The organism is Tateyamaria sp. LSS28, from assembly GCF_059611725.1.
In genome coordinates, this window is the sequence record NZ_JCAPFI010000003.1 from 528,141 (window position 1) to 540,445 (window position 12,305).

11 protein-coding genes are annotated in these 12,305 nt (G+C 59.7%); 4 read left to right on the forward strand and 7 right to left on the reverse strand.

The window, feature by feature from the left end:
• Window positions 1-238: 238 nt before the first annotated feature.
• The 3 genes from AC53L6_RS11215 to AC53L6_RS11225 all read left to right on the forward strand — a co-directional run bounded on the left by AC53L6_RS11215 (window position 239) and on the right by AC53L6_RS11225 (window position 3,996).
• Complete coding sequence (locus tag AC53L6_RS11215; RefSeq protein WP_299597569.1) at window positions 239-1,942, forward strand: peptide ABC transporter substrate-binding protein; 1,704 nt, start codon at window positions 239-241, stop codon at window positions 1,940-1,942.
• 82 nt (window positions 1,943-2,024) lie between these two features.
• Window positions 2,025-3,032: an ABC transporter permease gene (locus tag AC53L6_RS11220; protein WP_299200697.1), complete on the forward strand. Its 1,008-nt coding sequence runs from the start codon at window positions 2,025-2,027 to the stop codon at window positions 3,030-3,032.
• A complete protein-coding gene (locus tag AC53L6_RS11225) occupies window positions 3,025-3,996 on the forward strand; it encodes an ABC transporter permease (RefSeq protein ID WP_496907897.1) in 972 nt (323 codons plus the stop codon). The genes AC53L6_RS11220 and AC53L6_RS11225 overlap by 8 nt, the downstream gene beginning before the upstream one ends.
• 129 nt (window positions 3,997-4,125) lie before the next feature.
• Here the strand turns inward: AC53L6_RS11225 and AC53L6_RS11230 are convergent, their stop codons facing one another.
• The 4 genes from AC53L6_RS11230 to AC53L6_RS11245 all read right to left on the reverse strand — a co-directional run bounded on the left by AC53L6_RS11230 (window position 4,126) and on the right by AC53L6_RS11245 (window position 9,287).
• A complete protein-coding gene (locus tag AC53L6_RS11230) occupies window positions 4,126-5,409 on the reverse strand; it encodes a DUF3422 family protein (protein ID WP_496907898.1) in 1,284 nt (427 codons plus the stop codon).
• 192 nt (window positions 5,410-5,601) lie between these two features.
• Window positions 5,602-7,098 carry an NAD(P)(+) transhydrogenase (Re/Si-specific) subunit beta gene (locus AC53L6_RS11235; protein ID WP_299200703.1) on the reverse strand — a complete coding sequence of 499 codons (1,497 nt, stop codon included), beginning with the start codon at window positions 7,096-7,098 and terminating at the stop codon, window positions 5,602-5,604.
• A 15-nt stretch (window positions 7,099-7,113) separates the two neighbouring features.
• Window positions 7,114-8,688, reverse strand: coding sequence for a Re/Si-specific NAD(P)(+) transhydrogenase subunit alpha (locus tag AC53L6_RS11240; protein WP_496907899.1), 1,575 nt, complete (start codon window positions 8,686-8,688; stop codon window positions 7,114-7,116).
• 146 nt (window positions 8,689-8,834) lie between these two features.
• Window positions 8,835-9,287 (reverse strand): methyltransferase family protein, encoded by a 453-nt coding sequence (locus AC53L6_RS11245; RefSeq protein ID WP_496907900.1) that lies wholly within the window; start codon window positions 9,285-9,287, stop codon window positions 8,835-8,837.
• 168 nt (window positions 9,288-9,455) lie between these two features.
• Between AC53L6_RS11245 and AC53L6_RS11250 the strand changes: the two genes are divergently transcribed.
• Window positions 9,456-10,223 carry an SDR family NAD(P)-dependent oxidoreductase gene (locus AC53L6_RS11250; RefSeq protein ID WP_496907901.1) on the forward strand — a complete coding sequence of 256 codons (768 nt, stop codon included), beginning with the start codon at window positions 9,456-9,458 and terminating at the stop codon, window positions 10,221-10,223.
• A gap of 95 nt (window positions 10,224-10,318) precedes the next feature.
• On the opposite strand, the gene AC53L6_RS11255 is transcribed toward AC53L6_RS11250, so the two are convergent.
• The 3 genes from AC53L6_RS11255 to AC53L6_RS11265 form a co-directional block, all read right to left on the reverse strand.
• Window positions 10,319-10,891 carry an REP-associated tyrosine transposase gene (locus AC53L6_RS11255; protein ID WP_496907902.1) on the reverse strand — a complete coding sequence of 191 codons (573 nt, stop codon included), beginning with the start codon at window positions 10,889-10,891 and terminating at the stop codon, window positions 10,319-10,321.
• 35 nt (window positions 10,892-10,926) lie between these two features.
• Entirely contained in the window at window positions 10,927-11,706 is a 780-nt protein-coding gene (locus AC53L6_RS11260; RefSeq protein WP_299200709.1) for a gamma-glutamyl-gamma-aminobutyrate hydrolase family protein, read from the reverse strand.
• Window positions 11,707-11,817: 111 nt separating this feature from the next.
• Entirely contained in the window at window positions 11,818-12,243 is a 426-nt protein-coding gene (locus tag AC53L6_RS11265) for a GlcG/HbpS family heme-binding protein (protein WP_496907903.1), read from the reverse strand.
• Window positions 12,244-12,305 lie beyond the last annotated feature (62 nt).

The window sequence follows — 12,305 nt, forward strand, 5'->3', positions numbered from 1 at the left end:
GTACGGGCACTGTCAAACATAGACCTACGAAATTCATCGTTGACCGCACGCAACGCTTGCAATTTCCCCAAAAGCTGTTTCGATATTGCCTGTCGCTTGGGGGCCAAGAGTAAAAACTACGGGGAAACCGTAGGTTATCGCGTACACGTATCCTCCCCTCAAGCTGGATTTGCGCCATACTGGGTTTGGCGTGCATTTGACGAGCAGGCCAAACCTGCCGTCCAACAAGGAGTATGATATGACCCTCAAAACCCTTCTCATGGGTGCTGTGGCATCGGTGGCACTTGCCCCGGCAGCCTTTGCCGAGCGTGGCTCGGATGGCGAACTCAAGATCATCTACTGGCAGGCGCCATCGATCCTGAACCCGTATCTTTCGGGCGGCACCAAGGATATCGAATCCGCCTCCATGATCATCGAACCCCTCGCCCGTTACGACGAAACCGGCGCCCTGACACCCTGGCTGGCTGCGGAAATCCCGACTGTCGGCAACGGCGGCGTGAGCGAAGACCTCACCACCATCACCTGGAAGATCAAGGAAGGCATCACCTGGTCTGACGGCACCCCGTTCACCTCGGCTGACGTGAAATTCACCGCCGAGTACTGCATGCACCCCGAAGGCGGCTGCGCGCAGCTGGCATTCTTCGATGGCGTGGAGAATGTCGAAGCACTGGACGATCTGACCGTGAAGGTCACGTTCAACCAACCAAAACCCAACCCGTATGGCCCATTCGTGGGTGGCCAATCACCGATCATCCAGGCAGCGCAATTCGCCGAATGCCTGGGCGCCAAGGCCCCCGAATGCACCGAGGCAAACTTCAATCCCATCGGCACAGGTGGTTTCAAGGTTGAAGACTTCCGTCCCAACGACGTGATCACCATGGTCGCGAACGAAAACTACCGCGACCCAGCGAAACCCGCTTTCGCACGCGTGACGTTCAAAGGTGGCGGTGACGCAACCGCTGCTGGCCGGGCCGTACTGGAAACGGGCGAGTTCGACTACGCCTGGAACCTGCAACTGGCACCCGATGTCATTGCCAAGATGGAAGAAGGCGGCAAGGGCAAGGCCATCGCCGGATTTGGCCCGCTTGTTGAGCGGCTCGAAATGAACCTGACGAACCCGTCCCCATCGCTGCCGGCAGAGACGCGGTCGACCGTGGCTGAACCGCACCCATTCCTGAGCGATATGGCTGTACGTCAGGCCCTATCCATGGCCATCGACCGTCCGCTTCTGGTTGAGGTAGGTTATGGCAAAGCAGGCAAGGTGACCTGTGACCTCGTTCCCGCACCGGACATGTTTGCCTCCGGCGACATGCACTGTGCCACGCAGGACATTGATGGCGCCAAGGCCCTTCTGGACGAAGCAGGCTGGGTAGACAGCAATGGCAACGGCATCCGCGACAAGGACGGCGTCGAATTGTCGATCCTCTACCAGACGTCGACCAACGCCGTGCGTCAGGACTTCCAGGCGCTGATCAAGGCATGGTGGGAAGAGATTGGCGTGGAAACGGAACTGCGCAACCTGGACGCGTCCGTGTTCTTCGGCGGTGACCCGGGCTCGCCCGACACGTTCCAGAAGTTCTATGCCGATGTTGAAATGTACGCCAACACGTTCAACGGCACCGACCCCCAGCAATACCTGGCGGCCTACCGGTGTGGCAACGAACCACGTCCTGCAAGCCAATGGCAGGGTGAGAACATCAACCGCTTCTGCGATCCCGAATATGACGCACTGATCGATGAACTGGCCCGCACGGGTGACATCGAAAAACGCGCTGAAATCGCGATCAAGATGAACAACATGATTACCAAAGACACCTTCACCATTGTGCCACTTGTGCACCGTGGCCGCGTGTCCGCCCACTCGAATACACTGGGCGGCGTAAAGCTGAACGTCTGGGACAGCGAGATCTGGAACACTGCGGACTGGTACCGCGTCAAGTGATCAGATTTTCGGGGTGGGCGATATCGCCTGCCCCGCTCTCTGACCAATAACAAAAAGACCTCCGCAAAAGGATTGGCCTCATATGCTGACCTTCACAATCCGCCGGTTGATCCTGTCGATCCCGACGCTTTTGTTCATCAGCCTTGTTATTTTCCTGCTGTTGCAGCTCGCCCCGGGCGACCCGATGGCGCAGGTCCCGCTGACCGTTCCCCCCGAAGTCAAAGAAAAGATGCGCGAAGCGCTTGGCCTCGGTCAGCCCATTCATATCCAATACTGGAAATGGATCGTTCAGTTTTTCTGGATCGAACCGCAGGTGCTTTTTGACCACTGGTTCGGCACCTCTTTCGCCGAAGGCAAGCAACGCGTGATCTCTTGGCAGACCCGCAGCCCGGTCATGGACATCGTGGTGCAGCGTATCCCGCAAACGCTCTGGGTGGTTGGCCTGTCCTATATCGTGGGTATCCTGATTGCCCTGCCCATCGGCATCTACTCCGCCTACAAGCAATACTCCGTTTTCGATCAGTCCGGCACGTTCATCACGATGATCGGCTTTTCGATCCCACCCTTCTTTACCGGCCCCCTGCTGATCGTGGTCTTTTCGGTACAACTGGGCTGGCTGCCCTCGATCTATGACACGACGCACGTGGTCACCGACTGGGCCAGTTTCAAAGTGCAGTTCATGCAAATGGTCATGCCGGTGATGGTGCTGGCGCTCCAGACCACCGCCCAGATCAGCCGGTACATGCGGTCTTCCATGCTCGACAATCTCGGTCAGGACTATGTACGCACGGCGCGGGCCAAGGGCCTGCGCGAAGGTGTCGTCGTGATGCAGCACGTTTTGCGGAACTCGATGATCCCGGTCATCACCGTGATCGCGCTTGGCGTGCCTTCGATCTTCGGCGGCGCTATCATCACCGAGAACGTGTTCAAGGTGAACGGGATCGGGCAATTGCTGCTGACAGCACTGTTTGCCAACGACATCCCGATGGTCATGACTCTGACCTTCATCTTCGCGATCCTGATCGTGCTCTTCAACCTGATTGCCGACGTACTCTACGGCGTGCTCGACCCGAGGATCCGCTATGACTGATCAAGCAGCAGACCCCTATGCCGCGCTCCAGGACAAGGAGCCGCCAAAAGCCCCGCGCAGCCAGTGGAAGGATGTGTGGGATCAGTTCAAACGGCACAAGGGCGCCCTCTTTGGCGGTGGCTTCCTCGTGTTCATCACTCTGGCGGTGATCCTGGGCCCCTATATCTGGCAGGTCGATCCGCAAAAGCTGGATATCCGGAACAAGGATATGCGGCCCATCTACGTGGCCCTCTGGAATGGCGACGCCAAGGTCGGGTGGTTCCGGCCCCTGGGCACCGACAACCTGGGCCGTGATATCCTTGCCAACCTGATTGCCGGCGGTCGCGCCTCCATGGCCGTTGGCTGGGCCGCGATGGTCCTTGCGCTGCTGATCGGTACGTCCATAGGCGTGATTTCCGGGTATTTCAAAAAGGCCGACTTCTGGCTGATGCGTTTCACGGACCTGGTTCTGTCTCTGCCCATCCTGCCGCTGTTGCTGGTGGCCGTGACCCTGTTCCGCGAACCGCTCAGGGCCAATTTCGGCCCCGAAGGCGGCATGTTCATCCTGATCGTGGGGGTCGTGGGCCTGACGTCATGGATGCAAACAGCGCGCATCGTGCGCGGCGATATCCTGGCGCTCAAGGAACGCGAGTTCATCCTCGCCGCCCGCTCCATCGGCACCACTTCGGGCAAGATCATCCGGCGGCACCTGCTTCCCAACGTGATCTCGCCCATCATGGTGTCGGCCACTTTGGGTCTCGCAACGGCGATCATCACCGAAAGCGCGCTCAGCTTCCTTGGCGTCGGCTTCCCTTCCGACTTCCCCACTTGGGGCAAATTGCTGGCGGACGCCGTGCAACGGATGGAACAATACCCCGAACGCGTTGTGCTGCCCGGCATCCTGATCTCGCTGACGGTGTTGGGTGTGAACTACCTCGGTGATGGCCTGCGCGACGCACTCGATCCACGGATCCGCGGGCGCTGACGTCTTCTGACTGAAAATAGGATGGGGGCGCAGCCGCGGGGCAGCGCCCCTCGTCGATTCTACCCGTAACAACAAAGGGACGGCGGGCGGGGCGCATTTGCCAAAGGCAAACAGCGTCCGCCCCCGTCCCTACCGCTCCACCTTGCTCTTCAAGCGCTTGATCGCCGTCCACACAAGGAACACCACCGGCACCGTAATCAAAGCGGTCATCAGGTTCTTTGAAATACCCGTCGTCGCCTCCAGCGAATAGAACAGGTACGACAGCAACGACACCGAATAGTAACTGATGGCCACCGCCGAGAACCCTTCGACCGTGCGCTGCAAACGCATCTGCAAGTCCGACCGCCGGTCCATGCTTTCAAGCAGCGCCTGGTTCTGAGCCGACCGCTCCACGTCCACCTGTGTCCGTAATAGGTCTGCGGCACGTACACTGCGGTCCGACATGGCAGCCAAGCGCCGCTCAGTGGACTGTACCGTTCGCATCGCAGGTTGATACCGGCGCATCATGAACTCGGCAAAGGTCTGGCGCCCCTGATAGCGATCCTCGCGCAAGGCTTCGATCCGCTCGTTCACAATAGCCTCATATGCCCGGGTAGCCCCGATACGAAACGAAGATTGCGCCGACAGGCTTTCCAGCTCTGCGGAAATGGACAACAGCGCCCGCAGGGTCTCTTCGGCTTCCGCATGTTCGCCCGACATGCTCTCGACCAATTCGATCAACCGGGTGTCGAGTGCGGTCAACTGCGCACCGGTCGTGCGGGCGCGGGCAAAGCCCAGCATCGACATGGATTTGTATGTCTCGATCTCGCACAGGCGTTGTACGATCCGCCCGACGCGCCGCTGGCCCGTCTGTTCAGAAATGAAGGCGGCGAAGCGCATATTGCCATTCTGATCGATCCGAAAATCCCCAGCAATGACAGCGGCATCATCCAAGACAGAGCTGACGGCCAAGCTTTCCGGCACAAACCAGTCCAGCAAACGGTTTTTAATCTCTGCCTCTTCCGGTCGTGGTTCAACCCGAATGAGGACCGATGTAAAACGCTGACCTGGCGCGGCTTCCAGCCATTCTTGCGGAAACGGTTCGAACGCACGGGCGTCAAAGGGGCGATCTTCGACCCCATCCGAAAAGATGGTGTAGGTCACAAACTCGGTATGCTGTTCCCACTTCAGCCAATGCCGCCCGATCTGCCCATAGTAGTGCGTGGCCCCCGGCTGCGGATGCGGTGCCCCGTGGCGATCCAGCAAAGCCTGCAAATGCGCAACATCCTTGGCGCGGTCGCGGTTGACCGCCATCTCCGGCTGCTTGAACGCGACATAAGCCGCAGCACACGGCGCGCGCATGGACGGAAACGGGCGGGCATGTAGCTCATTCGCCAGTTGATAGCGCAGGGGATGATCTTCGATAGGGGCCATGCTCGCTCCGATGATTAGTATTGCCCAAATAATATCAAATCAGCCAAAGTCAACCAAGATTATCATATCTTATCAATGGCTTATCGGGGTGCAATGGTATACCGAAGTCATTCAACCCCCTTCGGTGCACCCGGAATCAAAAAAGGCGGGCCAATCGACCCGCCTTCCTGACTCAATGCGAATGGAGGTCCGTCAATCGATCATCGGCAACAGCTTGTCGATGGACTGCTTGGCATCACCGTAGAACATGCGCGTATTCTCCTTGAAGAACAGCGGGTTCTCGATGCCGGAATACCCGGTGCCCTGCCCACGCTTGGACACGAACACCTGCTTGGCCTTCCAGCATTCAAGCACTGGCATACCTGCGATGGGGCTGTTGGGATCGTCCTGTGCGGCCGGGTTCACGATGTCGTTCGAGCCGATAACGATGGCCACATCCGTGTCCGGGAAGTCGTCATTGATCTCGTCCATCTCCAGCACGATGTCGTAAGGCACCTTCGCCTCGGCCAGCAGCACGTTCATGTGACCCGGCAAACGACCCGCAACGGGGTGGATCGCAAAGCGCACCTCCTTGCCCGCAGCGCGCAGCTTGCGCGTCAACTCGGCCACACCTTGCTGGGCTTGCGCCACGGCCATGCCGTAGCCCGGGATGATAATGACGCTATCGGCCTCGTTCAGGGCCGTGGCGACGCCATCTGCTTCAATAGCGATCTGCTCACCTTCAACGGCCATCTGCTCCCCTGCCGGGCCACCAAAGCCGCCCAGAATGACAGAGACAAAGGACCGGTTCATCGCCTTACACATGATGTAGGACAGGATCGCACCAGACGAACCCACAAGCGCGCCCACAACAATCAGCAGGTCGTTGCCAAGGCTGAAACCAATGGCCGCCGCCGCCCAGCCGGAATAGCTGTTCAGCATTGACACCACGACCGGCATATCCGCCCCGCCAATGCCCATGATCAGGTGCCAGCCAATGAACAGGGCCAGCAAGGTCAGCAGCACCAGCGGCAGCAATCCACCCGTGGCGAAGTAGATGATGGCAAGGATCAGCGACGCGCCCGCCGCAGCGGCGTTCAGCATGTGCCCGCCCGGCAGCTTGGTCGCCGCAGAGTCGACCCTGCCCGACAGCTTGCCCCAGGCCACGTAGGACCCGGTAAAGGTCACCGCACCGATCCAGACACCCAGCACCAGCTCGATCTTCAGGATAGTGATCTCAACAGTTGTTTTCTTGGCAATCAGCTGACCAAAGGCCGACAACGGCTCAAGCACGGCCTTTTCGACTGACTGAATCCACTGCCCATTGGCCAGCGCACCGCCCAGCTGCGCACCATTCTCGGCCAAGTGGTTGTCCACGTAGCCGATCATGATATGCGCGTTGAAGCCGATGAAAACGGCAGCCAAACCCACAAGGGCGTGCATACCGGCCACAAGCTCGGGCATCTGCGTCATCTCGACCTTGGTCGCGAGTTGGTAGCCAACCACAGCACCACCCGCGATCAGCACCAGCGACAACAGCCACAGGCCCGATCCCGGTCCGATCAACGTCGCAACAACGGCGATGAACATGCCCACGATGCCATACCAGACGGCCCGCTTGGCGCTTTCCTGACCGGACAGACCGCCCAGGGACAGAATGAAAAGAACAGCCGCAACAGCGTACGCGGCGGTAGTAAATCCGAGTTCCATAGTTCCCGCCCCTACTTACGATTTCTGGAACATGGCGAGCATGCGCCGTGTCACGAGGAAGCCACCGAAGATGTTGATGGCTGCCATGAATATCCCGAATATCGCCAGGAACGTGATGACCCCTGAACTTGATCCGATCTGTATGAGTGCGCCAAGGATCACGATGGACGAAATGGCGTTTGTTACCGCCATCAGTGGTGTGTGCAGACTGTGCGCCACACCCCAGATCACCTGGAAGCCGATGAACACGCTCAACACGAAAACAATGAAGTGCTGCATGAAGCTGGCCGGGGTATAGAGCCCCGCGAGCAGCACCAACCCGCCACCAATGGCCAGCAATGTGACCTGGTTCTTCGTCTGGGCCTTGAACGCCGCCACTTCTGCGGCGCGTTTCTCTTCAGGCGTCAGTTCCTTTGCCGCTTCCTTTTTCGGGGCTGCGGCAATCGCAGCCACCTTGGGCGGTGGCGGTGGGAACGTGACTTCTTTTGCATGGGCGATCGTCGCGCCACGGATCACGTCATCTTCCATGTCATGGTTGATGACACCGTCTTTTTCCGGCGTCAGGTCCGTCATAAGGTGACGGATGTTGGTGGCATAAAGGCTCGATGACTGCGTCGCCATCCGGCTAGGGAAGTCGGTGTAGCCGATGATGGTCACGCCATTGTCGGTCACGATCTTCTCGTCGGCTACGGTCAGCTTGCAGTTACCGCCCTTTTCCGCAGCAAGGTCCACGATGACCGAACCGGGCTTCATGGCTTTCACCATATCCTCGGTCCACAGCTCCGGCGCTTCGCGGTTCGGAATCAGGGCCGTGGTGATGACAATGTCCATCTCCGGTGCCAATTCCCGGAACTTGGCAAGCTGCGCTTCGCGGAATTCAGGCGAAGAAACAGAGGCATAGCCGCCGGACGACGACCCGTCCTGCTGTTCCTCTTCGAAGTCGAGATAGACAAATTCGGCACCCATCGACTCGACCTGCTCAGCCACCTCGGGGCGCACGTCAAAGGCATATGTGATGGCCCCGAGCGAAGTCGACGTCCCGATGGCAGCCAGACCGGCGACACCTGCACCAACCACCAGAACCTTGGCCGGTGGGACCTTACCGGCGGCAGTGATCTGTCCGGTAAAGAAGCGGCCAAAATTGTTGCCCGCCTCGATGACAGCGCGGTAGCCCGCGATGTTCGCCATGGATGACAGCGCGTCCATCTTCTGGGCGCGGCTGATGCGGGGGATCATCTCCATCGCCACAACAGTGGCACCCTTCTTGGCGGCAGAGGCCATCTTGGCCTCGTCGGCCACGGGGCTGAAGAACGAAATCAGGGTCTGATCTTCGCGCAGGCGCTTCATCTCGGTCGCGTCAGGCGCGCGTACCTTGGCAACCACATCTGCGGCTTTCCAAAGGGCGGCTGCGGTCTTGACCACCTCGACACCGGCCGCCTTGTAATCGGCATCGGAAAACCCGGCCTCGGTCCCCGCCCCCGTCTCGACCACACAGTCGTGGCCCAGCTTTTGCAAGGCTGCGGCACTCTCCGGCGTCATGGCGACGCGGCGCTCTCCCTCAAATATCTCTTTTGGTGTTCCGATCTTCATTCGAAGAACCCCCATCCGTTCGTGGCAGTCAATTTCACGCTTAACCCAAAGGCGATGTGGCGCAGCGCCGTAAGCTGTCCACTACCCAACCCATCCCCGAGATACAAGAAGCGCCCCTGCGTCATAAAAGTAAGATTCGAAAAATTTCAGACCCACCTGCGCACTTTTTGTTCGTAGCGCGCAAACTCCGCCCTGAAAATGCGGCGCATCCGGTCCTCTTCCGGGATGATGAACTGGTGCTCGATCCACCAGACAAAGGCCGGAACCAACACCAGGGATGGAACCGCGTCAAAGCGAAGGATCAAACCCGCAAGAAGGAGTGTGTCGCCCAGATAGATCGGATTTCGGGTGCGGGCAAAAACGCCATCGGTGATCAAGCGCTGCGGTTCCTGGTGCGGGATCACCGTAGTCTTGTGCCGCCAGAACGCGCGCAACGCCGCTGCCATCAAAAGCAGGCCAGCACCGATCATCAGACCTGCCATCATGTGCGTCACCGGGTGATCCACACTCATCCCAAGCGGCAGATAGCGTCCTTGGCACCACGCCAGAAACACGCAGAACACAAGCCAGACCGGAGGGATATGCAATAGGCTGATCATTGGGCACACAAGAGAAGTGGATGTACCTGAAGAGAAAATGCGCGCCACTGTCAACGCCTTGCAAAGAAACCGCGACCAATGGCGCATTCAACCGGTGGATTGTGATTGATCCTTCAGCGCAAACGGCCCAATCTCGGTCCACTCCTTGGCACAAAAAGGAACACCATCATGACATCCGATACGTCCCTGACCGGAAAGCACGCTCTTGTCACCGGCGGTGGCACCGGCATTGGCCTTGCCATTGCGCACGCCCTTGCCCAGCGCGGCGCGCAGGTGACCATCACGGGCCGACGGCAAGAGGTCCTGGATGCGGTCGCGGGCGACGGACTGTGGGGTGCCGCCATGGATGTGCGGGACGAAGCATCGGTCGATACGGTGATAAACACGGCCGTGGCAGCACGCGGTCCTATCCAGATCTGCGTTCCCAACGCGGGCATCGCCGAAGGGCGGGCGTTGCACAAAACCAAGCTGGATTTTTGGCGAAACATGATGTCCACGAACCTCGACGGGGCGTTCCTGACCATCCGGGCCTGTCTCCCCGGCATGCGAGACACTGACTGGGGCCGCGTGATTGCCGTCTCGTCCATCGCAGGACTGCGTGGTTTGCCAGGCGGTGCGGCCTATTCGGCCTCCAAGCACGGGCTGATTGGCCTGATCCGCAGCCTCAGTGAGGACTACATGGGCCAACCCTACACCTTCAACGCGCTCTGCCCCGGATATGTCGACACGCCGATTGTCGACCGCAACCAGGTCGCCATAGCCGAACGCACCGGAATGAGCACAGAAGACGCGCGGCAGGTGATGATCGATTCCAACCGTCACAAACGGCTGATCGACGCGGATGAAGTGGCTGCTGCCGCGCTCTGGCTCGTTGGTCCGGGATCGCAAAGCATCAACGGCCAATGCATCCAGATCTCTGGCGGGCAGACAGCGTAAGGCGGATCCTGATCCGCCGATGGCGGAGGACACCTCCGCCTTACAGTTCACGTCAGCGCACCAATCAGTGTCCCACGGCGGGGCGCAGCCCCGCCTTACACTACAGCGTGTCGTACATCGTAAGGCGCACGTGCCGTGCGCCCCGCCGTTGGCAAAGGGCGGTATGCCCGACCAACAGGGCCGCCAGCAATATATCGTCCCTGCGCAATGGCCCGGTGAATTGACGAATGCGGCCAGTCTTCCGGGCGGTTCACCAAACCAACCTGCACAGGGGCCGAAAAAATCATATACCGATGGGCCGCCAAATCATCCCCATCCCGTATGGCATGTTCCCAGAAGCGGCGCTGCCACAGCCCTTTCTCGCCCGCACGCAAACGCGGCGCAGCAACATCCTGCGGCGCATCTACGGACCGGGAAAACAGGCTTTTCAGCATCCGCCACCGGGTGGAAAAATCGGCATCTCCTTCGGGCAACTGCCACAGGGTATGTATGACATCCCCCAAGACAACGATCTCTTCTATGGAAAACGGATACCTCTCCCGCGTCTTGCGCATGGCGGCACGCAGCGGATCTATCTCGCGCAAGAACAGATCAGTGCCGCGGCGCGCGGCGCGGGCCGTAAAGAAGTAGGTGGAACCGGGTCGATCAGAGCGGACATAACGTGGCATGCCGCCACCCTGCCCGCGTCTTGGTTAACGACCGTTTAAGCCGAGCGCAAAACCGGGCGCGCGCGCCCGCCATCCGCCCAATCGCGGCACGCCTCGCCAAAGGCCTCGAACAACGGGCGCGAAACGGGATCGCATTTCGCATTCCACTCCGGGTGCCACTGTACCGAAAGGGTAAAACCGGGCGCACCGTCGATATAGATGGCTTCAGCCGTACCATCAGGTGCATGACCATCCACCACAATACGCGGGCCAGCAGTCTTGATGCCCTGCCCGTGCAGTGTGTTCGTGGGCACGGACTGGCGCCCCATTAGACGATGAAACACGCCGCCCTCGGAAAAGGTCACATCGTGGCGCAAGGCAAACTTTTCTTCCAGAGTTCCATCAGGGGGCATGCGATGGTTGTCGCGGCCCGGCAGATCACGGATCTCTGGATAGAGTGAGCCACCCATGGCCACATTCACTTCCTGAAAACCCCGGCAAATACCAAGAAAGGGCTGGCCGCGCTCTACACAGGCACGGATCAGGGGCAAGGTCACGCCGTCCCGGTTCCGGTCAAACGCCCCATGGGCCTCGGTTGGCTCTTCGCCATACTCTTCAGGGTGCACATTGGCGCGCCCGCCGGTGAACACAAAACCCGCACAATGCTCCAGCAGATCGGAAATCCGCACCTTCGCAGGCTCCGCCGGGATCAGCATGGGCAAGCCTTCGGCCACATCTGCGACAGCCGACACGTTGATCAGGCCAGCCGCCTGCACCTCGTATTCGTCATTGATCACGTGGTGGTTCGAAATGATGCCGATGATGGGCCGGGCCATGGGGTCCTCTGCACTGGTTGCGTTTGACCTGATATACGCAGACGCCCGCCTCCTGAACAGAGAGACGGGCGCGCAACGACCTGTGCAAAAAGCCGCAGAAGCGGCCGATGCCTAAATTTCAGCCACCAGCGACACGGCTTCGATGCCCACAACGGCAGCAACCGCATCGTTGTCCGATGTATCGCCAGTTACACCAACAGCGCCGATAACGGCCCCTTTCCTGTCACGCACCAGCACACCGCCCGGTACAGGCACAACCTGCCCGCCATAAACACCGTTCACCGCCGCCATAAAGTAAGCCTGCTGTTCAGCCCGCGCCATCTGCGCCGTACCCGCCATGCCCAGCATGACAGCGCCATAGGCCTTGCCTTGCGCAATCGCGAACCGACCGGGCGCCGCGCCATCCTCACGCTCAAAGGCTTGCACGTGCCCACCGGCATCGAGCACCACAACAGACAGGGGCTTCAACTCCATCTCCCGCCCCTTCTCCAACGCTTTGCGAATGATGGTCCGCGCCTTACGCAACGAAATCGCCATGTCTTGTCTCCTGATTGGGGCCATCGCCCCAGTTTCTTCTGACTGAAAATACGACGGGGAGC

Bases quoted from the DNA above. Each gene is read 5' to 3' on its own strand.
- AC53L6_RS11215 (WP_299597569.1), top strand. From the start codon at position 239: ATGACCCTCAAAACCCTTCTCATGGGTGCTGTGGCATCGGTGGCACTT.
- AC53L6_RS11220 (WP_299200697.1), top strand. From the start codon at position 2,025: ATGCTGACCTTCACAATCCGCCGGTTGATCCTGTCGATCCCGACGCTT.
- AC53L6_RS11225 (WP_496907897.1), top strand. From the start codon at position 3,025: ATGACTGATCAAGCAGCAGACCCCTATGCCGCGCTCCAGGACAAGGAG.
- AC53L6_RS11230 (WP_496907898.1), bottom strand. From the start codon at position 5,409: ATGGCCCCTATCGAAGATCATCCCCTGCGCTATCAACTGGCGAATGAG.
- AC53L6_RS11235 (WP_299200703.1), bottom strand. From the start codon at position 7,098: ATGGAACTCGGATTTACTACCGCCGCGTACGCTGTTGCGGCTGTTCTT.
- AC53L6_RS11240 (WP_496907899.1), bottom strand. From the start codon at position 8,688: ATGAAGATCGGAACACCAAAAGAGATATTTGAGGGAGAGCGCCGCGTC.
- AC53L6_RS11245 (WP_496907900.1), bottom strand. From the start codon at position 9,287: ATGATCAGCCTATTGCATATCCCTCCGGTCTGGCTTGTGTTCTGCGTG.
- AC53L6_RS11250 (WP_496907901.1), top strand. From the start codon at position 9,456: ATGACATCCGATACGTCCCTGACCGGAAAGCACGCTCTTGTCACCGGC.
- AC53L6_RS11255 (WP_496907902.1), bottom strand. From the start codon at position 10,891: ATGCCACGTTATGTCCGCTCTGATCGACCCGGTTCCACCTACTTCTTT.
- AC53L6_RS11260 (WP_299200709.1), bottom strand. From the start codon at position 11,706: ATGGCCCGGCCCATCATCGGCATCATTTCGAACCACCACGTGATCAAT.
- AC53L6_RS11265 (WP_496907903.1), bottom strand. From the start codon at position 12,243: ATGGCGATTTCGTTGCGTAAGGCGCGGACCATCATTCGCAAAGCGTTG.